28 protein-coding genes and 2 pseudogenes are annotated in these 25,791 nt (G+C 70.0%); 22 read left to right on the top strand and 8 right to left on the bottom strand.

All coding sequences use genetic code 11. The annotated features are described in order from the left end of the window. Positions 1-2: 2 nt before the first annotated feature. Together tal and tkt are read right to left on the bottom strand one after the other, a co-directional pair. On the bottom strand, positions 3-1,121 hold the full coding sequence (gene tal, locus Q4V64_RS12105; protein WP_124443136.1) for a transaldolase: 1,119 nt from the start codon (positions 1,119-1,121) through the stop codon (positions 3-5). Positions 1,122-1,155: 34 nt separating this feature from the next. After that, positions 1,156-3,243, bottom strand: coding sequence for a transketolase (tkt, locus tag Q4V64_RS12100; RefSeq protein WP_124443137.1), 2,088 nt, complete (start codon positions 3,241-3,243; stop codon positions 1,156-1,158). Positions 3,244-3,655: 412 nt separating this feature from the next. Between tkt and Q4V64_RS12095 the strand changes: the two genes are divergently transcribed. The 4 genes from Q4V64_RS12095 to Q4V64_RS12080 all read left to right on the top strand — a co-directional run bounded on the left by Q4V64_RS12095 (position 3,656) and on the right by Q4V64_RS12080 (position 7,004). After that, complete coding sequence (locus tag Q4V64_RS12095; RefSeq protein WP_124443138.1) at positions 3,656-4,609, top strand: heme o synthase; 954 nt, start codon at positions 3,656-3,658, stop codon at positions 4,607-4,609. A gap of 111 nt (positions 4,610-4,720) precedes the next feature. After that, entirely contained in the window at positions 4,721-5,053 is a 333-nt protein-coding gene (locus tag Q4V64_RS12090) for a hypothetical protein (protein WP_172629437.1), read from the top strand. 88 nt (positions 5,054-5,141) lie between these two features. Then, complete coding sequence (locus Q4V64_RS12085) at positions 5,142-6,248, top strand: amidohydrolase family protein (protein WP_124443140.1); 1,107 nt, start codon at positions 5,142-5,144, stop codon at positions 6,246-6,248. Between the two features lie 18 nt (positions 6,249-6,266). Further along, a complete protein-coding gene (locus tag Q4V64_RS12080) occupies positions 6,267-7,004 on the top strand; it encodes a nucleotidyltransferase domain-containing protein (RefSeq protein WP_124443141.1) in 738 nt (245 codons plus the stop codon). 12 nt (positions 7,005-7,016) lie between these two features. Here the strand turns inward: Q4V64_RS12080 and Q4V64_RS12075 are convergent, their stop codons facing one another. The 4 genes from Q4V64_RS12075 to Q4V64_RS12060 form a co-directional block, all read right to left on the bottom strand. Then, positions 7,017-8,027, bottom strand: coding sequence for a COX15/CtaA family protein (locus Q4V64_RS12075; RefSeq protein ID WP_172629443.1), 1,011 nt, complete (start codon positions 8,025-8,027; stop codon positions 7,017-7,019). Positions 8,028-8,095: 68 nt separating this feature from the next. Then, complete coding sequence (locus Q4V64_RS12070; protein ID WP_172629444.1) at positions 8,096-8,851, bottom strand: ABC transporter permease; 756 nt, start codon at positions 8,849-8,851, stop codon at positions 8,096-8,098. Positions 8,852-8,981: 130 nt separating this feature from the next. Then, positions 8,982-9,905, bottom strand: coding sequence for an ABC transporter ATP-binding protein (locus Q4V64_RS12065; RefSeq protein WP_124443144.1), 924 nt, complete (start codon positions 9,903-9,905; stop codon positions 8,982-8,984). Positions 9,906-9,936: 31 nt separating this feature from the next. Continuing rightward, positions 9,937-10,761: an AAC(3) family N-acetyltransferase gene (locus tag Q4V64_RS12060; RefSeq protein ID WP_124443145.1), complete on the bottom strand. Its 825-nt coding sequence runs from the start codon at positions 10,759-10,761 to the stop codon at positions 9,937-9,939. Positions 10,762-10,922: 161 nt separating this feature from the next. Here Q4V64_RS12060 and Q4V64_RS12055 point away from each other — a divergent pair, with 161 nt between their 5' ends. From Q4V64_RS12055 to Q4V64_RS12020, 8 genes are read left to right on the top strand one after another with little or no spacing between them, the layout of a single operon-like run. Further along, complete coding sequence (locus Q4V64_RS12055; protein WP_124443146.1) at positions 10,923-11,645, top strand: metalloregulator ArsR/SmtB family transcription factor; 723 nt, start codon at positions 10,923-10,925, stop codon at positions 11,643-11,645. Further along, the gene (gene sufB, locus Q4V64_RS12050; RefSeq protein WP_124443147.1) at positions 11,642-13,063 is read left to right on the top strand and encodes a Fe-S cluster assembly protein SufB; all 1,422 of its coding nucleotides are present in this window, start codon (positions 11,642-11,644) and stop codon (positions 13,061-13,063) included. Before Q4V64_RS12055 ends, sufB begins: the two co-directional genes overlap by 4 nt. A 60-nt stretch (positions 13,064-13,123) precedes the next feature. Continuing rightward, the gene (gene sufD / locus Q4V64_RS12045; protein WP_124443148.1) at positions 13,124-14,305 is read left to right on the top strand and encodes a Fe-S cluster assembly protein SufD; all 1,182 of its coding nucleotides are present in this window, start codon (positions 13,124-13,126) and stop codon (positions 14,303-14,305) included. Then, positions 14,305-14,625 carry a non-heme iron oxygenase ferredoxin subunit gene (locus Q4V64_RS12040; RefSeq protein WP_124443149.1) on the top strand — a complete coding sequence of 107 codons (321 nt, stop codon included), beginning with the start codon at positions 14,305-14,307 and terminating at the stop codon, positions 14,623-14,625. Before sufD ends, Q4V64_RS12040 begins: the two co-directional genes overlap by 1 nt. A gap of 7 nt (positions 14,626-14,632) precedes the next feature. Then, positions 14,633-15,397, top strand: a complete 765-nt coding sequence (sufC, locus tag Q4V64_RS12035; protein ID WP_124443150.1) for a Fe-S cluster assembly ATPase SufC — start codon at positions 14,633-14,635, stop codon at positions 15,395-15,397. After that, positions 15,394-16,665 (top strand): cysteine desulfurase, encoded by a 1,272-nt coding sequence (locus Q4V64_RS12030; protein WP_124443151.1) that lies wholly within the window; start codon positions 15,394-15,396, stop codon positions 16,663-16,665. The genes sufC and Q4V64_RS12030 overlap by 4 nt, the downstream gene beginning before the upstream one ends. Before the next feature lie 16 nt (positions 16,666-16,681). Further along, on the top strand, positions 16,682-17,149 hold the full coding sequence (gene sufU, locus Q4V64_RS12025; protein WP_124443152.1) for a Fe-S cluster assembly sulfur transfer protein SufU: 468 nt from the start codon (positions 16,682-16,684) through the stop codon (positions 17,147-17,149). Next, complete coding sequence (locus tag Q4V64_RS12020; protein WP_124443153.1) at positions 17,146-17,478, top strand: metal-sulfur cluster assembly factor; 333 nt, start codon at positions 17,146-17,148, stop codon at positions 17,476-17,478. Before sufU ends, Q4V64_RS12020 begins: the two co-directional genes overlap by 4 nt. Positions 17,479-17,532: 54 nt before the next feature. Here Q4V64_RS12020 and Q4V64_RS12015 read toward each other — a convergent pair whose 3' ends face one another. Continuing rightward, positions 17,533-18,366, bottom strand: a complete 834-nt coding sequence (locus Q4V64_RS12015; protein ID WP_124443154.1) for an AbfB domain-containing protein — start codon at positions 18,364-18,366, stop codon at positions 17,533-17,535. A gap of 146 nt (positions 18,367-18,512) precedes the next feature. On the opposite strand from Q4V64_RS12015, the gene Q4V64_RS12010 reads away from it, so the two are divergent. From Q4V64_RS12010 to Q4V64_RS11975, 8 genes and pseudogenes are all read left to right on the top strand, one after another. Continuing rightward, on the top strand, positions 18,513-18,833 hold the full coding sequence (locus Q4V64_RS12010; protein WP_124443155.1) for a multidrug efflux SMR transporter: 321 nt from the start codon (positions 18,513-18,515) through the stop codon (positions 18,831-18,833). Continuing rightward, positions 18,833-19,378, top strand: a complete 546-nt coding sequence (locus Q4V64_RS12005) for a TetR family transcriptional regulator (protein WP_124443156.1) — start codon at positions 18,833-18,835, stop codon at positions 19,376-19,378. The genes Q4V64_RS12010 and Q4V64_RS12005 overlap by 1 nt, the downstream gene beginning before the upstream one ends. A 128-nt stretch (positions 19,379-19,506) precedes the next feature. Further along, a pseudogene (locus tag Q4V64_RS12000) lies at positions 19,507-19,794 on the top strand (sigma-70 family RNA polymerase sigma factor); the annotation flags it as partial. 333 nt (positions 19,795-20,127) lie between these two features. Beyond that, positions 20,128-20,445 carry a hypothetical protein gene (locus tag Q4V64_RS11995; RefSeq protein WP_124443158.1) on the top strand — a complete coding sequence of 106 codons (318 nt, stop codon included), beginning with the start codon at positions 20,128-20,130 and terminating at the stop codon, positions 20,443-20,445. Positions 20,446-20,570: 125 nt separating this feature from the next. Continuing rightward, complete coding sequence (gene dapD / locus Q4V64_RS11990) at positions 20,571-21,560, top strand: 2,3,4,5-tetrahydropyridine-2,6-dicarboxylate N-succinyltransferase (protein WP_124443159.1); 990 nt, start codon at positions 20,571-20,573, stop codon at positions 21,558-21,560. Positions 21,561-21,678: 118 nt separating this feature from the next. After that, positions 21,679-21,903: a hypothetical protein gene (locus tag Q4V64_RS11985; RefSeq protein WP_095752549.1), complete on the top strand. Its 225-nt coding sequence runs from the start codon at positions 21,679-21,681 to the stop codon at positions 21,901-21,903. Between the two features lie 172 nt (positions 21,904-22,075). Next, the gene (locus tag Q4V64_RS11980; protein ID WP_124443160.1) at positions 22,076-22,669 is read left to right on the top strand and encodes a SigE family RNA polymerase sigma factor; all 594 of its coding nucleotides are present in this window, start codon (positions 22,076-22,078) and stop codon (positions 22,667-22,669) included. After that, on the top strand, positions 22,670-23,869 hold the full coding sequence (locus tag Q4V64_RS11975) for a WD40 repeat domain-containing protein (RefSeq protein ID WP_124443161.1): 1,200 nt from the start codon (positions 22,670-22,672) through the stop codon (positions 23,867-23,869). A gap of 13 nt (positions 23,870-23,882) precedes the next feature. Here Q4V64_RS11975 and dapA read toward each other — a convergent pair whose 3' ends face one another. Continuing rightward, positions 23,883-24,785 carry a 4-hydroxy-tetrahydrodipicolinate synthase gene (dapA, locus tag Q4V64_RS11970; protein ID WP_172629438.1) on the bottom strand — a complete coding sequence of 301 codons (903 nt, stop codon included), beginning with the start codon at positions 24,783-24,785 and terminating at the stop codon, positions 23,883-23,885. Between the two features lie 186 nt (positions 24,786-24,971). Between dapA and Q4V64_RS11965 the strand changes: the two genes are divergently transcribed. Next, positions 24,972-25,112 carry a hypothetical protein gene (locus Q4V64_RS11965; RefSeq protein ID WP_172629439.1) on the top strand — a complete coding sequence of 47 codons (141 nt, stop codon included), beginning with the start codon at positions 24,972-24,974 and terminating at the stop codon, positions 25,110-25,112. Beyond that, positions 25,109-25,788 (top strand): annotated as a pseudogene (locus Q4V64_RS11960) (hypothetical protein). Before Q4V64_RS11965 ends, Q4V64_RS11960 begins: the two are co-directional and overlap by 4 nt. The last annotated feature ends 3 nt before the right edge of the window (positions 25,789-25,791 follow it).

Here is a 25,791-nt window from a genome sequence, read left to right as displayed (position 1 = left end):
TCTCAGCCCTCCGAGGGGGCGAGGCGCTGGAGTTCCGCCTCGGTCGACTTGAGCAGGTCGTTCCAGGACGTCGCGAACTTCTCGACGCCCTCGTCCTCCAGGAGCTGGACCACGTCGTCGTAGGCGATGCCGAGCTTCTCGACCGCGTCGAGGTCGGCACGGGCCTGCTCGTACGTCCCGGCGACGGTGTTGCCGGTGATCTCGCCGTGCTCCTCGGTGGCGAACAGGGTCGCCTCCGGCATGGTGTTGACGGTGTTCGGCGCCACCAGCTCGTCGACGTACAGGGTGTCCTTGTACGCCTTGTCCTTCACGCCGGTCGAGGCCCACAGCGGACGCTGCTTGTTCGCGCCGGCGTTCTCCAGCGTGCTCCAGCGGTCGGTCGAGAAGACCTCCTCGTACGCCTGGTAGGCGAGGCGCGCGTTGGCGACGGCCGCCTTGCCGCGGGCGGCCTTGGCCTCGTCCGTGCCGAGCGCGTCGATCCGCTTGTCGATCTCGGTGTCCACGCGGGACACGAAGAAGGACGCCACGGAGTGGATCTTCGACAGGTCGAGACCCTTCTCCTTCGCCTTCTCCAGACCGGACAGGTACGCGTCCATGACCTCGCGGTAGCGCTCCAGCGAGAAGATCAGCGTGACGTTGACGCTGATGCCGAGGCCGATGGTCTCGGTGATCGCCGGAAGACCCGCCTTGGTGGCCGGGATCTTGATCAGCGTGTTGGGGCGGTCCACCAGCCAGGCCAGCTGCTTGGCCTCGGCGACCGTCGCCTTGGTGTTGTGCGCAAGGCGCGGGTCGACCTCGATCGAGACCCGGCCGTCCTGTCCGCCGGTGGCGTCGAAGACCGGGCGCAGGATGTCGGCGGCGTCGCGGACGTCCGCCGTGGTGATCATGCGAATGGCCTCTTCGACCGTGACCTTGCGGGCGGCGAGGTCGGAGAGCTGCTGGTCGTAGCCGTCGCCCTCGGAGATCGCCTTCTGGAAGATCGACGGGTTGGTGGTGACGCCCACGACGTGCTGCTGGTCGATCAGCTCGGCGAGGTTGCCGGACGTGATCCGCTTGCGCGACAGGTCGTCCAGCCAGATCGCCACGCCTTCCTCGGAGAGGCGCTTCAGTGCGTCTGTCATGGAAATTGCATCTCCTACGTGTCGTATATGGGCGTCAGCGCTGGGCGGCGGCGAGGGATTCCCGCGCCGCTGCGGCCACGTTCTCGGCAGTGAAGCCGAACTCGCGGAAGAGGACCTTGCCGTCGGCCGAAGCACCGAAGTGCTCCAGGGAAACGATGCGACCGGCGTCCCCCACGTACTTGTGCCAGGTCAGTCCGATACCGGCCTCCACCGCGACACGAGCCTTCACCGCAGGCGGCAGGACGCTGTCCCGGTACCCCTGGTCCTGCTCCTCGAACCACTCGACGGACGGCATCGACACGACCCGCGTCTGCACGCCCGCGGCTTCCAGCTGCTCGCGCGCCTCGACGGCGACGTGCACCTCGGAGCCGGTGGCGATGAGGACGACCTCGGGCGTCCCGGCAGAAGCCTCGAACAGGACGTAACCGCCCTTCGCCGCGTCCTCGTTGGGCTCGTACGTCGGCACGCCCTGGCGGGTGAGCGCGAGGCCGTGCGGGGCGCCCTTGCCGAACACCTTCGTCCAGCGCTTGAGGATCTCGCGCCATGCGATGGCGGTCTCGTTGGCGTCGGCCGGGCGGACCACGTTCAGGCCCGGGATGGCGCGCAGGGACGCGAGGTGTTCGATGGGCTGGTGGGTGGGGCCGTCCTCGCCCAGGCCGATGGAGTCGTGTGTCCACACGTATGTCACCGGCAGGTGCATCAGCGCGGACAGGCGTACGGCGTTGCGCATGTAGTCGGAGAAGACGAGGAAGGTGCCGCCGTAGACGCGGGTGTTGCCGTGCAGGGCGATGCCGTTCATCTCCGCGGCCATGGAGTGCTCGCGGATGCCGAAGTGGATCGTCCGGCCGTAGGGGTCGGCCTCGGGCAGCGGGTTGTCCGCCGGGAGGAACGAGGACGTCTTGTCGATGGTGGTGTTGTTGGAGCCGGCCAGGTCGGCCGAGCCGCCCCACAGCTCCGGGATGACCGCGCCCAGTGCCTGGAGCACCTTGCCGGAGGCGGCGCGTGTGGCGACAGCCTTGCCCGCCTCGAAGACCGGGATCTTCTCCTGCCAGCCCGTGGGCAGCTCACCGGCGGCGATGCGGTCGAACTCGGCCGCGCGCTCGGGGTTGTTGTTGCGCCACTCCTGGAAGGACTTCTCCCACACGGCCTTGGCCTGACGGCCCCGCTCCAGCGCCTTGCGGGTGTGGGTGATGACCTCGTCGGAGACCTCGAAGGACTGGTCCGGGTCGAAGCCCAGGACGCGCTTGGTGGCCGCGACCTCGTCGTCGCCGAGCGCCGAGCCGTGCGCGGCCTCGGTGTTCTGCGCGTTCGGGGCCGGCCAGGCGATGATCGAGCGCATCGCGATGAACGACGGCTTGTCCGTGACCTGCTTCGCCGCCTCGATCGCCGCGTGGATGGCCTGCGGGTCGAGGTCGCCGTTGGCCTGCGGGGCGACGCGCTGCACGTGCCAGCCGTACGCCTCGTACCGCTTGGCGGTGTCCTCGGAGACGGCCGTCTCGGTGTCGCCCTCGATGGAGATGTGGTTGTCGTCCCACAGCAGGATCAGGTTGCCGAGCTTTTGGTGCCCGGCCATGGAGGACGCCTCCGCGGAGATGCCCTCCTGCAGGCAGCCGTCACCGGCGATGCAGTAGACGAAGTGGTCGAAGGGGGAGGTGCCCTCAGGAGCCTGAGGGTCGAACAGGCCGCGCTCGTAGCGGGCGGCCATCGCCATGCCCACCGCGTTGGCGACACCCTGGCCCAGCGGGCCGGTCGTCGTCTCCACGCCCCTGGTGTGGCCGTACTCGGGGTGACCGGGGGTCTTCGAACCCCACGTGCGGAACGCCTTCAGATCGTCCAGCTCCAGGCCGAAGCCGGCCAGGTACAGCTGGGTGTACAGCGTCAGGGACGAGTGGCCCGCGGACAGTACGAAACGGTCGCGGCCCACCCAGTCGGCGTCCGCTGGATCGTGCCGCATCACCTTCTGGAAGAGGGTGTAGGCGGCAGGCGCCAGGCTCATCGCCGTACCCGGATGGCCGTTGCCGACCTTCTGTACGGCATCGGCGGCCAGGACGCGGGCGGTGTCGACGGCCCGCTGGTCCAACGCGGTCCACTCGAGGTCTGTGGTGGTCGGCTTGGTGCTCACCCTGGGTCAGGGCTCCTCTCCACATGTCGAATACCGGCTGCTTTGGGCGCGTGCCCACCGGCGGCCGGTGCACTGGGCGCTCACCGGCCGTTGTCGAGCCTACCCTTGTAAGAACGTGCATTTTTTCGAGTCATTCCAGACTGCCGGGCCTGCCTGGTATCCGCCTCCAGGCCGCGCCGGATCGCATTCGGCAAGTGAATACGCGCCCGCTCGTACGAGTGCTCAATCGAGCTTCCGTACGCACGGAGGACGACCGCCCCGACGTGACGAGTGGGCACGTCGGAGCGTGCCTCCCAACACGACCCCACCCCCGCGAATATCGGGATATGGGCAACGTCTACAGTGGCGTGGTACGCGCGAGCCTTTACCGGGACTTCACACGGGGGAGGCTTGCTGGGATGTCTCTGTAGGGGTGTGCGTGACGGCCGTCGAATCCCGTCCAGCGGGTGTGCTCGGTGCGAGCCAGAGCCCGCGTCACCGGCCGTTCGGGGCCCGTGTCAAGGCGTTCGTGGCGCTGACCAAGCCGCGGATCATCGAGCTGCTGCTGATCACGACCGTGCCGGTGATGTTTCTCGCCGAGCAGGGCGTGCCGGACCTGAAGCTGGTGCTGCTGACCTGCGTCGGCGGTTATCTCTCGGCGGGCGGCGCCAACGCGCTGAACATGTACATCGACCGCGACATCGACGCGCTCATGGACCGCACCTCGCAGCGCCCGCTGGTGACCGGCATGGTCAGCCCGCGCGAGTGCCTGGTCTTCGGCATCAGCCTGGCGATCGTCTCCACACTGCTGTTCGGCCTGACCGTCAACTGGCTGTCGGCCTGGCTCGCACTCGGCGCACTCCTCTTCTACGTCGTCGTCTACACGATGCTCCTCAAGCGCCGTACGTCGCAGAACATTGTGTGGGGCGGCATCGCCGGCTGCCTGCCGGTGCTCATCGGCTGGTCCGCCGTCACGAACTCCATGTCGTGGGCGCCCGTCATCCTCTTCCTCGTGATGTTCTTCTGGACGCCGCCGCACTACTGGCCGCTGTCCATGAAGGTGCGGGAGGACTACGCGCGCGTGGGCGTGCCGATGCTGCCGGTCATCGCCTCCAACAAGGTCGTAGCCAAGCAGATCGTGATCTACAGCTGGGTGATGGTGGCGGTCTCGCTGCTGCTGACGCCGCTCGGCTACACGGGCTGGTTCTACACGGCGGTGGCGCTGGTGGCCGGCGGCTTCTGGCTGTGGGAGGCGCACGGACTGCAGAACCGGGCCAGGGCCGAGGTCACCGGCGCCAAGCTCAAGGAGATGCGGCTGTTCCACTGGTCCATCACCTACGTGTCGATCCTGTTCCTGGCGGTCGCGGTGGACCCGTTCCTCCGTTAGCTCCGTCCGGTAGTTCCGTCCGGTCGCTGTTCTCCCGCGGGCGGGGTGCGTGGTCAAGGCCACGCACCCCGCCCGTCGCCGTTCGTTCTACCCGTCGGTAGCATCCTGACCATGGCAGACACGCAGCAGGTGGACCCGAAGGCGGAGCGCAAGGCGACCCGCCTCGCCCGGCAGATCAGCACCTTCTCCAAGGCACACGGCGGGGCCGAGGGCCAGATCGCCTACCTCGGGCAGCGCGGCGCCCGCATCGTGCTCGTCGGCGAGGACGGCACCTGGGGCGACCTGGTGGCCCCCTCGTACGAGCTCGCCGAGAAGGCCGTCGAGAAGTCCGGCATCACGGTCCACGAGGACTTCGACGGCGAGTTCGCGGCGAAGGTGAGGACGGGGCCGTACGAATGGACGCGGATGGCGGGCATCCAGGTCGGCGGTCCGTCCAACGGCTGAACAACGCCCGGGGACGGCCGCGACCTGACACCCCGTTCACCCGTTAGGACCTGTGAGAACGACACGGTCCAAGCGACGGGGAGTCCGGATGATCGAAACGCCGTCCCTCGTGGACCAGTACTGCCACGGCGTACTGAGAACGGAGCTGGGCCTCGGCACCTTCGAGGCCCAGCTGGCCCGCACCGAGGGCCCGCCCGCCCCGGGCACGACGCTCTTCGACACCCAGACCGGGTTCGCCGTACGACGCTGGTGCCCCCCGCTGCTCGGCCTGGAACCGCACTGCCCGCCCGCCCGCTATCTCGCCCGGCGCCGGGAACTCGGCGTACTGGAAGCGGGCCGCAGGCTGCTGCGCGGCAGCGGCATCACCACCTATCTGGTGGACACCGGACTGCCCGGTGACCTGACCGGCCCCGCCGAGATGGCCTCCGCCGCGGTCGCCGAGGCCCGCGAGATCGTGCGGCTGGAACTCCTCGCCGAACAGGTCGCCGACACCTCCGGCACCGTCGAGTCCTTCCTGGCCAACCTCGCCGAATCGGTGCACGGTGCCGCCGCGAACGCCGTGGCCTTCACGTCCGTGGCGGGCGTACGGCACGGACTCGCGCTGGCGCCCGAGCCGCCGGGGCCGGGAGAGGTACGGGGCGCGGTGGGACGCTGGCTGGCCGGACGCCGGGTCGGGGGTGAGTTGAGCGACCCGGTGCTGCTCAGGCACCTGCTGTGGATCGCGGTCGCCTCGGGGCGGCCCCTGCAACTGCACGCCGGGCTCGGGGAGCCGGGCCTGCGCGTCGACCGGACCGACCCGGTCCTGCTGACGGACTTCGTGCGGGCCACGGCCGGCCTCGGCACCGACCTGGTCCTGCTGCACAGCTACCCCTACCACCGGCACGCCGCCCACCTCGCCGGAGTCTTCCCGCACGTGTACGCCGACTCGGGCGCCGCGCTCGTCCGTACAGGGGCGAGGGCGGCCACCGTACTGGCGGAGATCCTGGAGCTGGCCCCCTTCGGCAAGATCCTCTTCTCCAGCGGGGCCCAGGGCCTGCCGGAGCTGCACGTCGTGGGGGCGCGCCTGTTCCGCGAGGCCCTCGGGCGGGTGCTGGGCACCTGGGTCACCGAGGGGGCGTGGTCGCTGGCGGACGCGCAGCGGGTGGCGGGGCTGATCGCGGCGGGGAACGCACGACGGGTGTACGGGCTGGGGTGAGTTGTACAGACTGAGCACATGCCGACCGACGCCTTACTCGACCGTTTCCTCGACGAGCTCGCGGTTCTCGCCCCCGTCGCCCTCTGGGCACATGGTTCGCTCGCCGGGGGCGACTATCAGGAAGGCCGCAGCGATCTGGACTTGATCGCGGTGCTGGACCGGCCCGTGTCGCTCAGTACCGTCCGGACGATCGTGACCCTGCACCGCCGACTGCGCACCGAGCCGCTCGCCGCCGAGCTGCACTGCAGCTACCTCACACCGGACCGGCTGGGCGACGCGGGTCTTTCGCACCTCACGTGGGCCCACGAGCACGTGATGCGCCGACCGGTCACTCCCGTCACCCGACGTGAACTGCACTCCTTCGGACGCGTGCTGCACGGTCGACCCCCGGCGGAGCTGCTCCCGGCCGTGCCGGACCGTGAGCTCGGCGAGTTCGTCGTACGCGATCAGCGGGACTTCTGGCGGCCCGCGGTGGACAAGGCCCATCTGTGGCGGCAGGACATCTGGGTCGACCTGGGGCTGATGACCTTCGCCCGGGCCACGGCCACGCTGCGCGACTCGAGCCTGATCTCCAAGCGGGAGGCACTGGAGGCGCTGCCGGACCTCGGGGCGCCCGTCGAGGTGGTCGAGGACGTCGAACGACGGCGGTACGGGCGGTCGGCGCCGTCCTCCGAGGAGTGGACGGTGGCCAGGGGCGAGCTGACGAGGGCCTACCTGGGGCCTGCGATCGACGCACTCGTGGCGAGGTACGGATGACCCCGGCGTGACTCACACGCGCGAGGCGAGCGTCGCCTCACTCGAAGGGGTCGGCACCTCGGCCAGCGCCTCCGGCCGCTCCCGCAACGACAACAGCACCCGCAGGACCGCGATCCACACCAGGGCCGAGCCGAGCATGTGCAGGCCGACCAGGATCTCGGGGAGGTCCGTGAAGTACTGGACGTAGCCGATGACGCCCTGCGCGAGCAGGATCAGAAACAGCTCCCGCGTCCGTCCCAGCGGCCCCTTGGGCGCGTCGACCGCCTTGAGGACGAACCACAGGGCGAACGTCAGCGATACCACGATCCAGGCCAGCACCGCGTGCACCTTGCTGACCGTCTCCCAGTCGACCGGCATCCGCTCGACCTCGCTGGAGTCGCCCGCGTGCGGACCCGCGCCGGTCACCACCGTGCCGACCAGAATCAGCAGGACGGCGGCCGCGACCAGGAACCACACCAGCTGCTGCACGGCCTTGCCGACCAGCGGGCGGGGCGCCGTGTCACCCTCCCGGGTGCGCTGCCACATCACCGTGGCGACCGCGATCAGGGCCGACGTCGCCACGAAGTGCGCCGCGACCGTGTACGGGTTGAGGCCGACCAGGACGACGATGCCGCCGAGGACCGCGTTGCTCATCACGATCCAGAACTGCGCCCAGCCCAGCAGGGTCAGGCTGCGCCGGTACGGCTTCTGGGAGCGCGCGGCGATGATCGCCCAGCCGACCGCGGCGCACAGTACGTAGGTGAGCATGCGGTTGCCGAACTCGATGGCCCCGTGGAAGCCCATCGCGCTGGTGGCGGTCAGCGAGTCGTCGGTGCACTTGGGCCAGGTGGGGCAGCCGAGCCCGGAACCGGTCAGCCGCACGGCACCGCCGGTGACCACGATGACCACCGACATCACCAGCGCGGTGAGGGCCGCCCGCTGGACCGTCCTGGGGGCCGGGGTCCAGCGTTCGGCGATGAAGGCGAGCGGGTTGCGGAGGGCCGCCACGGCGTCGGCGCGGGTCAGTTTGGGCACGCGTTCCATCGTAGGGGGCCGCTTGTGCACGCTTTCACGAGGGTCCGTCACCGGGCCACCCCTCCCTACTCCCATCCCTACTCCCAGCGGAAGAACTTCCCGGCGGCCGCCAGGCCCACGACCGCCCAGACGGCGAGAACCCCCAGGTCACCCCAGGGCATGCCGGCGCCGTGCTGGAGCACGTCCCGCAGCCCGTCCGACAGCGCGGAGATCGGCAGCAGCCCGAGGACGTCCTGCGCCGCGGCCGGGAACTTGTCCAGCGGCACGATCACCCCGCCGCCGACGAGCAGCAGCAGAAAGACCAGGTTCGCGGCGGCCAGCGTCGCCTCCGCCTTAAGCGTGCCCGCCATCAGCAGGCCGAGCCCGGAGAAGGCGGCCGTCCCCAGGACCAGCAGGAGGAGTACGGCGAACGGGTTGCCGTGCGGCGACCAGCCCAGCGCGAAGGCGATCACCGTCAGCAGGACGACCTGGAGGACCTCCGTGACCAGCACGGACAGTGTCTTCGCGGTCATCAGTCCCCAGCGGGGGAGCGGGGAGGAGGCGAGGCGCTTCAGGACGCCGTACCGGCGCTCGAAGCCCGTCGCGATGGCCTGGCCCGTGAACGCGGTCGACATCACGGCCAGCGCGAGGATGCCGGGCGCGAGGAAGTCCACCGCCTCGCCGGCCCCGGTGTCGACGACGTCCACGGAGCTGAAGAGGACAAGCAGCAGCGTCGGGATGACCACCGTCAACAGCAACTGCTCGCCGTTGCGCAGCAGCATCTTCGTCTCGAGAGCGGCCTGGGCCGCGATCATGCGGGTCAGGGGCGCGGCCCCCGGCTTCGGGGTGTACATGCCGGTGGCCGTGGTCACGAGCGCAGCTCCTTGCCCGTCAGTTCCAGGCTGTGTCTTCCCGGGGGATGCTGAATCCGATTGCGGCTGAGCCGCGGGCCGGACCCCCAGCAGATCCGTGTGTCAACCCCAGTCATGAACGCAGCTCCTTGCCTGTGAGCTCCAGAAACACGTCTTCGAGAGTGTGCCGTTCGACCGAGATCTTCTCCGGCATCACCCCGTGCTGCGCGCACCAGGACGTGACCGTCGCGAGCAGCTGTGGGTCGACCTTGCCGACGACCCGGTACCCGCCCGGTGTCAGCTCCGCCGCCGTGCAGTCCGCGGGAAGCGCCTTCAGCAGGGAGCCGACGTCCAGTCCCGGGCGGCCGGTGAAGCGGAGCGTGTTCTCGGCGCCGCCGCGGCACAGCTCCTCCGGGGTGCCCTGGGCTATGACCCGGCCGGCGTCGATGATCGCCACGTCGTCGGCGAGCTGCTCGGCCTCGTCCATGTAGTGGGTCGTGAGGATCACGGAGACACCGTCGGTGCGCAGGTCGCGGACCAGGTCCCAGGTGGCGCGGCGGGCCTGCGGGTCGAGGCCGGCGGTCGGCTCGTCCAGGAACACCAGCTCCGGGCGCCCCACCACGGCCATCGCCAGCGCGAGCCGCTGCTGCTGGCCGCCCGACAGCCGCCGGTACGTGGTCCGGCCGCAGCCGCCCAGCCCCAGGCGCTCGATCAGCGCGTCGACGTCGAGCGGATCGGCATGCAGTTTGGCGACATGGCGCAGCATCTCGTCCGCCCGCGCGCTCGAGTAGACGCCCCCGGACTGCAGCATCACGCCGATCCGGGGGTGCAGCTCACGGGCTTGTCTCACCGGGTCGAGGCCCAGGACGCGCAGCGTGCCGGAGTCCGGCTTCCGGTAGCCCTCGCAGGTCTCGACCGTGGTCGTCTTGCCCGCCCCGTTGGGACCGAGTACGGCGGTGACACCCGCCCTGGCCACCAGGTCGAGGCCGTCCACCGCGGTCTTCGTGCCATACCGCTTCACCAGGGCCTGGACCTGGACCACGGGCTCACTTCGCATGGGTCCAGAGTCTAGGTACGCGGAGTGCGCCTCAGACGGGCGGGTGCGGGATCTCCTCCTCACGGGGCCGGTGCACCGCCAGCCAACGCTCCGCGTACGCCACGGCGTCCGCGAGGGGAAACAGCCGTACGTCGGCCGCGCCCACCTTGCCCCGTACGACAGGGCGGTCGACGGGACGGTCCCGCTCGAAGTCGTGGCCCAGTTCGTCGAACCGCTCCGAGGAGATGGACACCTCGGTCATCACTTCCCAGCCCGCGGGGCCCGGCCGGCCCACCTTCACGAGCGGCGAGGGTATGCGGTATTCAGCCAGGTGAAAGCTGGTGCAGGTGTCGTAGCCCGCGCCCAGCAGCAGCACCCGGGCGCCGAGGGCCTCCAGCCGGGCGAGCGGGCTGCGTTCGCCCAGCCGGCAGTCGGGTGCGTGCCCGCCGATCACCTCCGCCGCGCGCGGGCCGACGGCGGCGAAGGACGTCTGCGGGTGGGCGCTGCGCAGGGCGCCCGGCCACGTACGCACGGTTTCCGGGATCACGCCGACCCCGCGCGAGGGCGTGACCCGTGGGTCGTACGCCGGCATGGTGGCCCGAATCGTCTCCCACCACTCCTCGGGCACCGGCGGATTGCCCCACACGGCCGGGTCCGACAGGTCGCCGGTCTGGGTGGGGACCACCAAAGTGCCCGTCCGGCCGAGCGCGTCGAGCAGTCCGTGCACGACCGCTACGGCGCCTCCGCAGACCCAGCCGAGGGAGCTGAGCGAGGAGTGGACGAGGAGGATCTCGCCGGCTCGGACGCCCAGCTCGCGCAGCTCGTTGGCGATGGTGTCCCGGGTGACAAGAGGGCCGGTGGGAGGGGATGTGGGCATGGTGGTGGAGTGTCCCGGAAGCCGTCCGCCGACGCCACCCGTTTGATCGATCAAAGATCGTTTCCGCAGGTCAGATTAGGCAAGCCTAAGTGACGCAGGGCACCGTCCACCCGCCGGGACGCCGCTTGCCCGCTCCTGAGGAATTACGCAACAATGGCGTTGTGAAAAACGTCGGCGAGGCTCCGCACGAGGAACTCGCGACCGGGGAGCGCTCCACGCGCAACCGGGTCGCGCGGTCCATCCTGGACCACGGGCCGTCGACCGTCGCCGCGCTGGCCGAGCGACTGGGGCTCACCCAGGCGGCCGTACGGCGGCATCTGGACGCACTGGTCGCCGACGACGTCGTGGAGGCGCGCGAACAGCGGGTCTACGGAGCACGTACCCGTGGCCGCCCGGCCAAGGTCTTCGCGCTCACCGACTGCGGTCGTGACGCCTTCGACCAGTCGTACGACCAGCTCGCCGCGGACGCCCTGCGCTGGATCCAGGAGCGGTTCGGCGGGGACGAGGCCGTCATCGCCTTCGCGCGCGCGAGGATCGCCGAGCAGGCCGCCGCGTACCGCGCGGCGATCGAGGCGGCCCCGCCCGAGCAGCGGACCGAAGCCCTGGCCAAGGCCCTGAGTGCGGACGGGTACGCTGCTACGGCGCGTAGCGCACCGGTCGGCGAACAGCTCTGCCAGCACCACTGCCCGGTGGCCCACGTCGCGGAAAAGTTCCCGCAGCTCTGCGAGGCGGAGACAGAGATCTTCTCCCAGCTGCTCGGCACGCACGTCCAGCGACTGGCGACCATCGCGCACGGCGACGGCGTCTGCACGACGTTCATCCCAAAGATTTCCAGAACCACTCATCACGCATCTGCAAGCACGGCCGGGAGGAACCCCGCATGACTCTCCCCACGGAGACTGCCCACCCTGAGCTCGAGGGCCTGGGCAAGTACGAATACGGTTGGGCCGACTCCGACGTAGCCGGTGCCTCTGCCAAGCGCGGTCTGAACGAGGACGTCGTCAAGGACATCTCCTCGAAGAAGTCCGAGCCGGAGTGGATGACCAAGCTGCGCCTCAAGGGCCTGCGGCTGTTCGAGAAGAAGCCCATGCCGAACTGGGGCTCGGACCTGTCGGGCATCGACTTCGACAACATCAAGTACTTCGTGCGCTCCACGGAGAAGCAGGCGGAGTCCTGGGAGGACCTGCCCGAGGACATCAAGAACACGTACGACAAGCTCGGCATCCCCGAGGCGGAGAAGCAGCGCCTCGTGGCCGGTGTCGCGGCCCAGTACGAGTCGGAGGTCGTCTACCACCAGATCCGCGAGGACCTGGAGGAGCAGGGCGTCATCTTCCTCGACACCGACACCGCGCTGAAGGAGCACCCGGAGCTCTTCAAGGAGTACTTCGGGACCGTCATCCCGGCCGGTGACAACAAGTTCGCCTCCCTGAACACCGCCGTGTGGTCGGGCGGCTCCTTCATCTACGTGCCGAAGGGCGTGCACGTGGAGATCCCGCTCCAGGCCTACTTCCGTATCAACACGGAGAACATGGGCCAGTTCGAGCGGACCCTGATCATCGTCGACGAGGGTGCCTACGTGCACTACGTCGAGGGCTGCACGGCTCCGATCTACAAGTCGGACTCACTGCACAGCGCCGTGGTCGAGATCATCGTCAAGAAGAACGCCCGCTGCCGCTACACGACCATCCAGAACTGGTCGAACAACGTCTACAACCTGGTCACCAAGCGCGCCGTCGCCTACGAGGGCGCGACCATGGAGTGGATCGACGGCAACATCGGCTCCAAGGTGACGATGAAGTACCCGGCCGTCTACCTGATGGGCGAGCACGCCAAGGGCGAGACCCTGTCCATCGCCTTCGCGGGCGAGGGCCAGCACCAGGACGCCGGCTCCAAGATGGTCCACATGGCGCCGAACACGTCGTCCAACATCGTGTCGAAGTCCGTCGCCCGCGGTGGCGGCCGTACCTCCTACCGTGGTCTGGTGGAGATCGGCGAGGGCGCCCACGGCTCGAAGTCGAACGTGCTGTGCGACGCGCTGCTCGTCGACACCATCTCCCGCTCGGACACGTACCCGTACGTGGACGTCCGGGAGGACGACGTGTCCATGGGTCACGAGGCCACCGTCTCCAAGGTCTCCGAGGACCAGCTCTTCTACCTGATGAGCCGCGGTCTGAGCGAGTTCGAGGCGATGGCGATGATCGTGCGCGGCTTCGTCGAGCCCATCGCGAAGGAGCTGCCCATGGAGTACGCCCTCGAGCTCAACCGGCTGATCGAGCTGCAGATGGAAGGCGCGGTCGGTTAAGACCGTCCTCCGGAACAGTTAGCGAAAATCTGACGTAGGAAAGAGAGCAGACCGACAGCCATGGCTGAGGCCCAGAACATCCCGGTGGGATCCACCACCGCCGGCCAGATCGCGGTGGCCGCCGAGTCGACCGTCGCCACGCGCATGAGCGCGCCCCCGTCCTTCGACGTGGCGGACTTCCCGGTCCCCCACGGCCGCGAGGAGGAATGGCGGTTCACGCCGCTGGAGCGCCTGCGTGGGCTGCACGACGGCACCGCGGTCGCCACCGGCGACGGCGTGAAGGTCGACATCGACGCCCCCGAGGGCGTCGTGGTCGAGACCGTCGGCCGTGACGACGCCCGGATCGGCAAGGCCGGCACCCCGGTGGACCGCGTCGCCGCCCAGGCGTACTCGGCGTTCGAGAAGGCCGGCGTGGTCACCGTCCCCAAGGAGACGGTGCTCGCCGAGCCGATCCGCATCGCCGTGCACGGCGAGGGCGGGGTCGCCTACGGCCACCAGGTCGTCGAGCTGGGAGCCTTCGCCGAAGCCGTCGTCGTCATCGACCACACCGGTGACGCCGTGCTCGCCGCCAACGTCGACTACATCCTGGGCGACGGCGCCAAGCTGACCGTCGTCTCGGTCCAGGACTGGGACGACAAGGCCGTCCACGTGGGCCAGCACAACGCGCTGATCGGCCGGGACGCCACCTTCAAGTCGTTCGTGGTCACCTTCGGCGGCGACCTGGTACGTCTGCACCCGCGCGTCGCCTACGCCGGCACCGGTGGCGAGGCCGAGCTCTTCGGCCTGTACTTCACCGACGCGGGCCAGCACCAGGAGCACCGCCTCTTCGTCGACCACAACACCCCGCACTGCAAGTCGAACGTCGCCTACAAGGGCGCGCTCCAGGGCGACGACGCGCACGCCGTGTGGATCGGTGACGTGCTGATCGAAGCCAAGGCCGAAGGCACGGACACGTACGAGATGAACCGCAACCTGGTCCTGACGGACGGGGCGCGCGTGGACTCCGTGCCGAACCTCGAGATCGAGACCGGCGAGATCGTCGGCGCGGGTCACGCCTCCGCCACCGGCCGCTTCGACGACGAGCAGCTCTTCTACCTGATGGCCCGCGGCATCCCGGCCGAGGAGGCCCGCCGTCTCGTCGTCCGCGGCTTCTTCGCCGAGCTGGTCCAGCAGATCGGTGTCGACGACATCGAGGAGCGCCTGCTCGTGAAGATCGACGAGGAGCTGGAGGCGTCGGTCTGATGACCGCTTTCGTACGCGTCTGTGGGCTGAGCGAGCTGGAGGACGACACCCCGAAAAGGGTGGAACTCGACGGCACGCCGGTCTCGGTCGTCCGTACCGAGGGGGAGGTGTTCGCCATCTACGACATCTGCTCCCACGCGAACGTCTCGCTCTCCGAGGGCGAGGTGGAGGACTGCCAGATCGAGTGCTGGCTGCACGGCTCCAGCTTCGACCTCCGCACCGGCAAGCCGTCCGGCCTTCCCGCGACGCGCCCCGTCCCCGTATACCCCGTACAGATCGAAGGGGACGACGTGCTCGTCTCCCTCACCCAGGAGTCCTGAGGCACCCATGGCAACGCTTGAAATCCGAGACCTGCACGTCACCGTCGAGGCCGACAACGCCACGAAGGAGATCCTCAAGGGCGTCGACCTCACCGTGAAGCAGGGCGAGACGCACGCCATCATGGGCCCCAACGGCTCGGGCAAGTCGACCCTCGCCTATTCGCTCGCGGGTCACCCGAAGTACACGATCACCAGCGGCACCGTCACCCTCGACGGCGAGGACGTCCTGGAGATGTCCGTCGACGAGCGCGCCCGTGCCGGCCTGTTCCTGGCCATGCAGTACCCGGTCGAGGTCCCCGGCGTCTCGGTCTCCAACTTCCTGCGCACCTCCGCCACGGCCATCCGCGGCGAGGCCCCCAAGCTGCGTACCTGGGTGAAGGAGGTCAAGGAGGCCATGGAGCGCCTCAACATCGACCCGTCCTTCGCCGAGCGCAACGTCAACGAGGGCTTCTCCGGCGGTGAGAAGAAGCGCCACGAGATCCTCCAGCTGGAGCTGCTCAAGCCGAAGGTCGCGGTCCTCGACGAGACCGACTCCGGTCTGGACGTCGACGCGCTCCGCGTCGTGTCCGAGGGCGTCAACCGCGTGCGCGAGACCGGCGAGGTCGGCACGCTGCTGATCACGCACTACACGCGCATCCTGCGCTACATCAAGCCTGACTACGTCCACGTCTTCTCCGCGGGCCGCATCGTGGAGTCCGGCGGCGCCGAACTCGCCGACAAGCTGGAGGAAGAGGGCTACGAGGCATACACGAAGGGTGGCGTATCAGCGTGACAGAGTTGCCGGGCCTCCTCACTGAGCCCACTCTTCTGGGCGAGGCGATCCGCAAGGACTTCCCGATCCTGGACCGCCTGGTCCACGACGACCGGAAGCTGGTGTACCTGGACAACGCGGCGACCTCGCAGAAGCCGCGTCAGGTGCTGGACGCCCTGAACGAGTACTACGAGCGCTACAACGCCAACGTCCATCGCGGTGTGCATGTGCTCGCCGAGGAGGCCACGGCGCTGTACGAGGGTGCGCGCGACAAGGTCGCCGCGTTCATCAACGCGCCGAGCCGCGACGAGGTGATCTTCACCAAGAACGCCTCCGAGTCGCTCAACCTCGTGGCGAACATGCTGGGCTGGGCCGACGAGCCCTACCGGGTGGACCACGAGACCGAGATCGTCATCACGGAGATGGAGCACCACTCCAACATCGTGCCGTGGCAGCTGCTGGCGCAGCGCACGGGCGCGAAGCTGAAGTGGTTCGGCCTGACCGACGACGGCCGCCTCGACCTGTCCAACATCGACGAGATCATCACGGAGAAGACGAAGATCGTCTCCTTCGTGCTGGTGTCCAACATCCTGGGCACGATCAACCCGGTCGAGGCGATAGTCCGCCGCGCGCAGGAGGTCGGCGCGCTCCTCTGCATCGACGCCTCGCAGGCCGCGCCGCACATGCCGCTGGACGTGCAGGCCCTCCAGGCCGACTTCGTGGCCTTCACCGGCCACAAGATGTGCGGCCCGACGGGCATCGGCGTGCTGTGGGGCCGCCAGGAACTCCTGGAGGACCTGCCGCCCTTCCTCGGCGGCGGTGAGATGATCGAGACGGTGTCGATGCACTCGTCGACGTACGCCCCGGCGCCGCACAAGTTCGAGGCGGGCACGCCCCCGGTCGCGCAGGCGGTCGGTCTCGGCGCGGCGATCGACTACCTGTCCTCGATCGGCATGGACAAGATCCTCGCCCACGAGCACGCGCTCACCGAGTACGCGGTGAAGCGGCTGGCGGAGGTACCCGACCTGCGGATCATCGGCCCGACCACGGCCGAGGACCGCGGAGCGGCCATCTCCTTCACGCTGGGCGACATCCACCCGCACGACGTGGGCCAGGTCCTCGACGAGCAGGGCATCGCGGTCCGGGTCGGCCACCACTGCGCACGGCCGGTCTGCCTCCGCTATGGAATTCCTGCGACCACGCGAGCGTCGTTCTATCTGTACTCCACGCCGGCCGAGATCGACGCTCTGGTCGACGGTCTGGAGCACGTACGGAACTTCTTCGGCTGAGGGGCGTGCAGGAACGGTGAAGCTGGACTCGATGTACCAGGAAGTCATCCTGGACCACTACAAGCACCCGCACGGGCGTGGTCTGCGGGATGGCGATGCCGAGGTGCACCACGTCAACCCGACGTGCGGCGACGAGATCACGCTACGCGTGAAGTACGACGGCACGACGATCAGCGATGTCTCGTACGAGGGCCAGGGCTGCTCGATCAGCCAGGCCTCCGCCTCCGTACTGAACGAACTCCTCGTCGGCAAGCAGCTGGCCGAGGCGCAGAAGATCCAGGAGACCTTCCTGGAACTGATGCAGTCCAAGGGCCGGATCGAGCCGGACGACGCCATGGAGGAGGTGCTGGAGGACGCGGTCGCGTTCGCCGGTGTCTCCAAGTACCCGGCGCGGGTGAAGTGCGCCCTCCTGAGCTGGATGGCGTGGAAGGACGCGACGGCCCAGGCGCTGGGCGGAGCCGACGCCGAAAGGAAGACGGCATGAGCGAGACCATTGAGATCAAGCCCGCCTCGGAAGAGGAAGTCCGCGAGGCGCTGTACGACGTCGTCGACCCCGAACTGGGCATCGACGTCGTCAATCTCGGCCTGATCTACGGCATCACCATCGACGACGCGAACATCGCGACCATCGACATGACCCTGACCTCGGCGGCCTGTCCGCTGACCGACGTCATCGAGGACCAGGCCAAGTCCGCCACGGACGGCCTGGTCAACGAGCTGCGCATCAACTGGGTCTGGATGCCGCCGTGGGGTCCCGACAAGATCACGGACGACGGCCGGGAGCAGCTGCGGGCGCTCGGGTTCAACGTCTGAGATCGACCAGCCGGTGCGAACGGCGACGCCTTCGGGCGTCGCCGTTTCTCGTGCTCAGGCCAGCCCGGCCACCAGCCGGAACGACGAGTCCGCCTGGTACAGGCTGCTGTGCTGGTACGACTCCAGGCGGAGCGTGAAGTCCTTGTGGCGCAGGAAGCGGCCCGGGAAGTTGACCGACTCCAGCCTGATCGCGCCGGACACCGGCGAGGTGCGGGGGCAGAACGTGGCGTCCTGTTTGAAGAGGGACGAGCCGTCGTTGCGGTCCGCGCGCAGGACGAAGTCACGGTGGCGGAGATACTTGCCGTCGGCCGTGGCAAAGGACTGGCAGGAACTGTCGGCCAGGCCCTTGACCAGCTTGAAGGTGGAGTCCTCGCGGGATTCCGAGCCGCCGACCGGGTCGAGCCGCACCAGGCCGCCGCTGATGTGCCAGTAGCGGTCGGGGTAGTTGACCGAGCGGACCGATCGCCAGATGGCGGCGGGCGGCTTCTCGTCCGGCGAACTGGGGCGCGTGGTGGGCGACTTGGGCGGGTCTGCGGGCGGGGGCGCGGAGGACGAGCCGTGCGGGCTGGGTGCCTTCGTGGTGGTGCGGGCGGCAGGCGCGTCGCTCTTCCTGCCCGGCGTCGCGGCGCCGCTCGTGGAAGGCGTGGCGAAGGAGATCAGACCGGGGCCGGTCGGGTCCGTGCCGGCCGCCTGGCCCTGGGGCGACGGTGACCGGTCGTCAGAATGCTTGTCCGTCATGGCTATCGCGGTCAGGCACGCGGCGACGGTGGCCAGCGCCAGTGCGCCGGCCAGCCACAGACGTCGCGTTCCCGGTACCCGGGAGGTGTCCGGAGTCCAGCCGCTCTCCCACGGCTGGTTCTGCGGGGGCCGGGACTTGCTTTCTGGCATGCGTGGTTCCTCCAGCGGCGCCCGTGGCGACGGCTGCGGCCGGTGATGGGGAAGTTAGGTGAACGGTGAAACACTAGTGGAGCAGGTGAGTTCCCGGCAGGCGTTTGCGTGAGCGGCCTCCACATCGGATATGTACGCTCGTACACATGGGATACCTGATGCTCGCCGGCGCCATAGCCGCCGAGGTGGCCGCGACGACGGCCATGAAGTACACCGAAGGCTTCACCAAACTGCTGCCCTCGCTGCTCACCGCCCTCGGCTACGTCGTCTCCTTCGCCCTGCTCGCCCAGACGCTGAAGACCGTGTCGGTCGGTACCGCGTACGCGATCTGGGCCGGGGTCGGCACCGCGGCCATCGCCGCCATCGGGTTCGCGTTCCTGGGAGAGGGCATGACCGCCACCAAGGCGGCCGGCATCGCGCTGATCATCGTCGGCGTGGTGGTGCTGAACCTGGGCGGTGCGCACTGATGCCCCGGCGATACGACCCCGACCGACGGCAGCGGATCATCGACGCGGCGATCCGGGTCGTGGGGGAGAAGGGCCTCGCCGGACTGAGCCATCGCACGGTCGCCGCTGAGGCCGATGTGCCGCTCGGCTCCACGACGTACCACTTCGAGAGTCTCGACGACCTGATGGTCGCGGCGCTCCGGCAGGCGAACGAGGGCTTCGCCAAGGCGGTCGCCGCCCGCGGCGGCCTGGCCGACCCGCGCACCGACCTGGCCGCCGAACTCGCCGGCCTGCTGGGCGAGTGGCTGGCGGGCGAACGCACCGCTGTCGAGCTGGAGTACGAGCTCTACCTCGCCGCCCTGCGCCGCCCCGCCCTGCGCCCGGTAGCCGCCGAATGGGCCGAGGACCTCGCCGCCCGCCTCGCCCACCGCACGGACCCGGTCACCGCGCGGGCGCTGGTCGCGTTGCTGGACGGGATCTGTCTGCAGGTGCTGCTGACGGGGACACCGTACGACGAGGGGTACGCGCGTCAGGTGCTGGCGCGGGTCATCAGCGGCTCGGCGTGAACCGTTCCGCCGCCTTCGGGGAACAGCGGGTGACATGCTCACCCCGACCCACACCCACGGAGGCCGTCACGTGACCGGACCACCGGACCCGTCCTCCGCCCGAGGACGCCCAGGTCGTCGCCCAGTCCCTGGAGGAACCGGAGCTCTTCGCCCGCCTCTACGACCGGTACGCCCCCGACATCCACCGCTACGTGGCACGGCGGCTGGGCGCGGGCGCCGCCGACGACATCACCGCGGAGACCTTCCTGACCGCCTTCCGCATCCGGTCCCGCTACGACACCACCCGCCCCAGCGCCCGCCCCTGGCTCTACGGCATCGCGGGCAACCTAGGGGGCCTGCGGGCGCTGGCCCGTACCGGGCACGACCCGGTGGCCGAGACCTGGTCCGAGCACGCCGACGACCGAGTCGCCGCGCAGTTGGCGCAGGCCTCGCGAAGCCGCCGACGCGATCGCCGCCCGTCCCGGGGTCATCGCGCGCGACGGGCAGTGGATTTACGTGAAGTCCGTCGACAGGAACGCGACGGATGACGTGCGGCCGGGCCGACGGACGAACGAGGACCGGACGGCGTACACCGATCCGAAGACGGTGAACGGCCGCTTCGACGACGACCACTCGGCCGAGGACGAGTTCCTCAAGAGCCTGCCGGACGATCCGGCGAAGGTGCGGGCGAAGGCGCGCGCTTTCTTCGACGCCACCAACAAGGTCGGGTCCGGTACCCAGCAGGAGTACCGGGCCAGTACCGGGCCCTCATGGCCGTCCTCAGCCGGGTGTACGCGTACGATCCCGCCGGCCTCGCCAAGGTCTACCGCGCCCTCGCCACGATCCCAGGCGTGCGGGTAGCGGAGGTCCAGGACGAAGCGGGGCGCGGCGCCTACGCGCTGTACCTGAAGAGCGTCTCGGACACCTCCCGTGACGAGGTGCTCCTCGACCCGGACACCTGGCTCTGCGCGGGGTACCGGTCGCTGGACCGGAGCAGCCGGAACGAGGACTGGGGCAAGGGAGACGTCGTGATCAGCTCGGCACGGCTGGCGGTGGCGGTGGTGGACAGGAAGGGCGAGAAGCCGTGAGGGCGCCCTGATCAGAAGCCTGAGGCCGCCCTGATCAGGGCCCGCTCCCGGCCGGTGTGCCCGGCACATGAGACGCCGTGCGCACCGGTTCGCCCTCACCCCGCCCGGCCGGTTAGGTTGCCCGTATGACCGACACGACTGCCCCTCGCACCACCGGCGCCGTTGCCGCCGGCCTCGCCACGGTCGCCGCCGACGGCACCGTCCTCGACACCTGGTTCCCCGCGCCCGAGCTCACCGTCGAGCCCGGCCCGTCCGGCACCGAGCGGCTGTCCGCCGAGCGTGCCGCGGAGCTGCTGGGCGGAGGCGCGACCGCGGCCATCGGCCCGGACGCCCGTCGGGGCGTCGAGGTCGTCGCGGTCCGCACGGTCATCGGCTCCCTCGACGACAAGCCGATCGACGCGCACGACGTCTACCTGCGCCTGCACCTGCTCTCGCACCGCCTGGTCAAGCCGCACGGCCAGAGCCTGGACGGCATGTTCGGCTTCCTCGCCAACGTCGCCTGGACCTCGCTCGGCCCGGTCGCCGTCGACGACATCGAGAAGGTCCGCCTGAACGCCCGCGCCGAGGGCCTGCACCTCCAGGTGACCTCCGTCGACAAGTTCCCGCGCATGACGGACTACGTCGCCCCGAAGGGCGTCCGCATCGCCGACGCCGACCGGGTCCGCCTCGGCGCGCACCTCGCCGCGGGCACCACGGTCATGCACGAGGGCTTCGTCAACTTCAACGCGGGCACGCTCGGCACGTCGATGGTCGAGGGCCGTATCTCCGCGGGCGTCGTGATCGGCGACGGCTCCGACATCGGCGGCGGTGCCTCGACGATGGGCACGCTCTCCGGCGGCGGAAACGTGATCATCTCCATCGGCGAGCGCTGCCTGATCGGCGCCGAGGCGGGCGTCGGTATCGCGCTCGGCGACGAGTGCGTGGTCGAGGCCGGTCTGTACGTCACCGCGGGCACCCGCGTCACCATGCCCGACGGCCAGATCGTCAAGGCCCGCGAGCTGTCCGGCGCCTCCAACATCCTCTTCCGCCGCAACTCGGTCACCGGCACGGTCGAGGCCCGCCCGAACAACGCGGTGTGGGGTGGCCTGAACGAGATCCTGCACAGCCACAACTGACGTACGCACGGCCCCACGTACGAGTTACCCGGCGTGACCTCGCAGCGGTTCAGTCAGATGAACGGGTGGACCCTTCAGTCCGATCAGAGGCCGAACCGACGAAACGAGGGACCTGGGTATGAGGAACGAACGGGCGAGGATCGTGGCGCGCTGCCTGACCGGGGCGGTCACTGCGGCGGTGGCGTGCTGGCCGGCGGCCGGTGTCGCGCACGCCGACGAGACCAACACGGCCTCGCACAACGGCCCCCGGATCGGGCTGGTCAACGTGGGCCAGGTCGACGACCCGATGGAGGACGTGCTGGAGCACACCCTGCTGTTCGGCGACGGCTACCGCTGGGGCTGATCCGCTGCCTCGACGGGCCGGGGTCCCGTATCGCACACGCGCGGTACGGGACCCCGGCCCGTTTTTCCGTGCGCGGGTTCCGTGCGCAGGCATAGCGGGAGGCTCCCGCGCGCGTCACAAGGGGCACGGGGAGCGGACAGCGGGTCCGCTCCCGGGGGATGAGAAGGTGACGATGGATGCCGAAGCGCAGGAGAGTTTCCGGGAGTTCGTGGCGAACCGGTCGTCCGCGCTGCTGAAGACCGCGGTCCTGCTGAGCGGCGGCGACCGGCACGCCGGCGAGGACCTCCTCCAGAACGCGCTGATCAAGGCGGCGGGCCGCTGGCACCGCATCGACGAACCTGAGGCGTATGTCCGGCAGATCCTCTACCGGCAGCAGGTCAGCCGCTGGCGGCTGAAGTGGCCGAGACGCGAACTCAGCGTCGCCGAACCGCCGGAGACCGGCGCGGACGCGGACGCCTCGTCCGCCGCCGACCTGCGCCTGGTGATGCGCGGCGCGCTGGCCCGGCTGACCGCCCGGCAGCGCACCGTGCTCGTGCTGCTCCCCCACTCTCGGCTTCGCTCGAGCGGGGGGACCCCCACCTTCGAGGACCTGCCGGAGGCCGACGTGGCCCGGATCCTCGGCTGCTCCGTCGGCACGGTGCGCTCCACCGCCCACCGCTCCCTGGCCAGGCTGCGTGCCCTCGCGCCCGAACTGGCCGCCCTCGGCCCCGACAGCGGGGCCCGGCAGCAGCCGTCCCGTGACTCCTCGCCCGCGGAGGTGCTTTAAGTGAACGTCGAGGAACTGGTGCGTGACTCCCTGCGGGAGCTGGCCGACGAACAACCGTCGACGGGACCGGGGTTCGCCGACCGCGTGCTGGCGTTCCGCCGACGCCGCCGCACCCGCCGGCTCGCCTCCGTCGCCGCTGCCACGGCGGCCGTGGTCGCCGTCTCCGTGCTGGTGCCGAGGCTGGACTCCGGCAAGGACGACGTGCGCCCGGCGGGCATCCTGGAGCAGGGCGGCACCAGCGCCCACCCGGACCAGTCACCGCCGCGCGACCTGATCGCCGCCGGGAACGTGGCGCTGGCCGCGTACTACACCGCGCAGACCGATCCGATCACCAAGGACCGGGCGATCTCCCAGCGCACCTACTGGCTGCTCGACCAGAAGACCGGGACGTACGAGAAGGACGACCGCTGGTCCTACGTCGCCGTCGCCCCCGGCATGAAGACCGCCGCCGTCCTGGAACGGGAGCTGCCCGCCCGCCGGATCGGCCTGCTCGACCTCGCGACGGGGGAGGTCGAGCGGTGGATCCCGGTCGAGCACCGGGTCGGCGGGCTCGCGTTCTCGTACGACGGGAGCCGACTGGTCGCCACGACGTACGACGACCACCCGGATGTGCGCGTCAGGGCGGCGCAGGCGTGGATGTCACCGTTCGGCCAGTCGAGCCGGACGGGCTTCCACATTCTCGACGTGGCCTCCGGCGAGGGTTCCTGGAGCCCGGTCAAGCCCCGGCGCGACATCAATCCCCGTGAGGACTTCGCCTTCAGTCGTGACGGTCAGCGGGTGTACTCCAGGATCGTCAGCTCGCGGGACGGGACGCAGCAGTTCTACGACCTCGCGGGCAACGAGGTCGCCGCCCCCGCGAACGAGCGGCACCTGCGGTGGGACGTCGACGCGCGCCTGTCCCCGGACGGCAGGATCGCCGCGGTCGGCCTGGGGACCGAGGCCAAGGACAGGTCCTGGTCCTCCATCGTCAACCCGACCACCGGAAAGGAGATCACCGAGGTGCGCGGCGCGCAGCTGCTCGCCTGGGTGGACGACAAGCGGCTCATCGCCTGGGAACGGACGGCGGGTTCGGAGCTCTACCGGCCCCGGCTGGCGCTGGTCAGCGTCGACAGCGACAAGGTCGAGTGGTTGAGCGGCCCCCGCGAGCAGAACATGACCCCCGACCGAACGGAGTGGGAGCCGGTCTTCGCCCGCCGCTAGCCCTGGGGTTCCCTCATACCGCCACCAGCCGCTCGTACGCCGCCAGCAGCCCGTCGACCGTCTCGCGGCCGGCGGGCCGCAGCGGTGCGCGGACCGGGCCCGCGGGCAGGCCCAGTTCGTTGAGGAGGGCCTTGGCGGTGACCGCGCCGGGCAGGCCCGCCGACATCATCAACTCGATGAGTGCCGTGGCGCGTTGTTGCAGTCGGGCCGCCTGGGCGGTGTCTCCCGCGTCGAACGCGTCAAGGACGGCGCGGAGCTGGGCCGGGGTGGCGTTCGCGACCGTGCTGATGTACCCCGCACCGCCGACCGCGTACAGGGCGAGATTGTGCTCGTCGCAGCCCGCGTAGTACGCCAACTCCGTGCGCGAGAGCACCTTCTGGGCGCCGAGGAAGTCGTACGAGCAGTCCTTCACCGCCACGATCCGGGGATGCTCGGCGAGCCGGATCATCGTGTCGGGCTCGATGCGGGTGCCGGTGCGGCCCGGGATGTCGTACAGCGCCACCGGCAGCCCGGACGCGTCCGCGACCTGGCGGAAATGCTCCTCCAGGGCGTCCTGCGGGGGCTTGCTGTAGTACGGGCTGACCACCAACAGGCCGTCCGCGCCCGCCTTTTCGGCCGTCAGGGCCAGTTCGACGGTGTGCCGGGTGTCGAAGGTGCCCACGCCCGCGACGATCGACGCCCTTTCGCCCACCGCCTCCCGGACCGCGGTGATCAGCGCGGCCTTCTCCGCGTCCGTGGTGGTCGGCGACTCACCCGTCGTACCGGACAGCACGAGACCGTCGCAGCCGCCCGTCACCAGCCGATCGGCGAGCCGCTGCGCGCCGTCGAGGTCGAGCGCCCCCGCGTCGCCGAAGGGCGTGATCATGGCACAGAGCGCGCGGCCGAAGGGGGCGGCGGAGGATCGGGCTGTCGTCATGCGAGTAGTCTCGGCAGCGCGACAGTGAAGCTCCACTTAATTTTTCTACGAGGTGTGAGTAAGCGATGCTGCGAGGTTGCCGTCCGTGGCAGCGTCGCCCGAAGTGCGAGGGCCCTGTGTCCAAGTCGGCCCTTCATGGGTCACCATGGTCAGGACGGTCATCGGCCCCTGGTCATGGGAGGCGTCATGAAGCTCGGCAAGGCACTCGCCACCGGAGTCGCGGAAGAGCGGCCGCAGGCCACCGTGGAGGAACCCGAACTCGAACTCCCCGCGGAGATCCGCGACGCCGAGGAGTCCGTGCCCGAAGAGGCCCCGGCCGCCCGATGAGGCTGCGGCTCCCCGAGGAACGCCCGACGGAGCCGCCGACCGGATACAAGATCGCCCACCCGGTGCTGTCCCACGACGGCACCGGGGCCGGGTTCACCGGTGTGTCGCTGGGCGGCGCGCTGCCGTACGGAGTCCTGGCCGACGCGGCTTGCGTCTACGGCCTGCGGCACCGGGCACCGCACCGCCGCTGCGACTGCGGCTTCCACTGCGTGCACGACCGTACGACGGCCGAGGCGCTGCTGTGCACGGCCGAGCACCGGACGGCCGTCCTGCTCGAAGTCTTGGTACTCGGCCGCTACATCCGCTTCGAACGCGGCTTCCGCCACGCCCGCCAGCGGGTGCGCACCGCCACGGTCGGCCCCTGCGCCTGCGGCACGGTCGCGGCGGCGCTCGCCGACGCCGGCTGGGGCCGCCCCGGCTGGCGCGCGCTGGCCCCCTCCTGCGCGGCCGTACGTCCGTCTCACTGGCCGGGTTCGCCCGGCTGGCCGGAGAGGGCCTGCGGGTGATGGCCGGAGGAGGCGCGGTGCGGCCCGCGGCCGACATCGCCGGGGCCGAGGGTCTTGGCGTGCCCGAACTCGTCGCGGAGGCCGCCCTCCTCCAGGCCCGGCTGGACTGGTTCCAGGCCCAGCTGGCGCGGCTCGGCGAGCGCGGGCCGGGCGGCGCGCCGCAGGGGTAGCGG

It is taken from the genome of Streptomyces sp. NL15-2K, assembly GCF_030551255.1.
In the GTDB taxonomy this organism is placed as follows: Bacteria; Actinomycetota; Actinomycetes; order Streptomycetales; family Streptomycetaceae; genus Streptomyces.
Note: the sequence above shows the minus strand (reverse complement) of the source record. Positions and strands in the feature narration are given on the sequence as shown.

What these genes read in the sequence shown, in the direction of transcription:
- Q4V64_RS11995 (WP_124443158.1), top strand. Translation starts at nt 20,128, where the DNA reads ATGGCCGTCCTCAGCCGGGTGTACGCGTACGATCCCGCCGGCCTCGCC.
- sufC (WP_124443150.1), top strand. Translation starts at nt 14,633, where the DNA reads ATGGCAACGCTTGAAATCCGAGACCTGCACGTCACCGTCGAGGCCGAC.
- dapD (WP_124443159.1), top strand. Translation starts at nt 20,571, where the DNA reads ATGACCGACACGACTGCCCCTCGCACCACCGGCGCCGTTGCCGCCGGC.
- Q4V64_RS11965 (WP_172629439.1), top strand. Translation starts at nt 24,972, where the DNA reads ATGAAGCTCGGCAAGGCACTCGCCACCGGAGTCGCGGAAGAGCGGCCG.
- Q4V64_RS12080 (WP_124443141.1), top strand. Translation starts at nt 6,267, where the DNA reads ATGCCGACCGACGCCTTACTCGACCGTTTCCTCGACGAGCTCGCGGTT.
- Q4V64_RS12015 (WP_124443154.1), bottom strand. Translation starts at nt 18,366, where the DNA reads ATGCCAGAAAGCAAGTCCCGGCCCCCGCAGAACCAGCCGTGGGAGAGC.
- Q4V64_RS12065 (WP_124443144.1), bottom strand. Translation starts at nt 9,905, where the DNA reads ATGCGAAGTGAGCCCGTGGTCCAGGTCCAGGCCCTGGTGAAGCGGTAT.
- Q4V64_RS12070 (WP_172629444.1), bottom strand. Translation starts at nt 8,851, where the DNA reads ATGTACACCCCGAAGCCGGGGGCCGCGCCCCTGACCCGCATGATCGCG.
- Q4V64_RS12040 (WP_124443149.1), top strand. Translation starts at nt 14,305, where the DNA reads ATGACCGCTTTCGTACGCGTCTGTGGGCTGAGCGAGCTGGAGGACGAC.
- dapA (WP_172629438.1), bottom strand. Translation starts at nt 24,785, where the DNA reads ATGACGACAGCCCGATCCTCCGCCGCCCCCTTCGGCCGCGCGCTCTGT.
- Q4V64_RS12020 (WP_124443153.1), top strand. Translation starts at nt 17,146, where the DNA reads ATGAGCGAGACCATTGAGATCAAGCCCGCCTCGGAAGAGGAAGTCCGC.
- Q4V64_RS12085 (WP_124443140.1), top strand. Translation starts at nt 5,142, where the DNA reads ATGATCGAAACGCCGTCCCTCGTGGACCAGTACTGCCACGGCGTACTG.
- Q4V64_RS12060 (WP_124443145.1), bottom strand. Translation starts at nt 10,761, where the DNA reads ATGCCCACATCCCCTCCCACCGGCCCTCTTGTCACCCGGGACACCATC.
- tal (WP_124443136.1), bottom strand. Translation starts at nt 1,121, where the DNA reads ATGACAGACGCACTGAAGCGCCTCTCCGAGGAAGGCGTGGCGATCTGG.
- sufB (WP_124443147.1), top strand. Translation starts at nt 11,642, where the DNA reads ATGACTCTCCCCACGGAGACTGCCCACCCTGAGCTCGAGGGCCTGGGC.
- Q4V64_RS11985 (WP_095752549.1), top strand. Translation starts at nt 21,679, where the DNA reads ATGAGGAACGAACGGGCGAGGATCGTGGCGCGCTGCCTGACCGGGGCG.
- Q4V64_RS11980 (WP_124443160.1), top strand. Translation starts at nt 22,076, where the DNA reads ATGGATGCCGAAGCGCAGGAGAGTTTCCGGGAGTTCGTGGCGAACCGG.
- Q4V64_RS12005 (WP_124443156.1), top strand. Translation starts at nt 18,833, where the DNA reads ATGCCCCGGCGATACGACCCCGACCGACGGCAGCGGATCATCGACGCG.
- Q4V64_RS12075 (WP_172629443.1), bottom strand. Translation starts at nt 8,027, where the DNA reads ATGGAACGCGTGCCCAAACTGACCCGCGCCGACGCCGTGGCGGCCCTC.
- sufD (WP_124443148.1), top strand. Translation starts at nt 13,124, where the DNA reads ATGGCTGAGGCCCAGAACATCCCGGTGGGATCCACCACCGCCGGCCAG.
- Q4V64_RS12010 (WP_124443155.1), top strand. Translation starts at nt 18,513, where the DNA reads ATGGGATACCTGATGCTCGCCGGCGCCATAGCCGCCGAGGTGGCCGCG.
- Q4V64_RS12090 (WP_172629437.1), top strand. Translation starts at nt 4,721, where the DNA reads ATGGCAGACACGCAGCAGGTGGACCCGAAGGCGGAGCGCAAGGCGACC.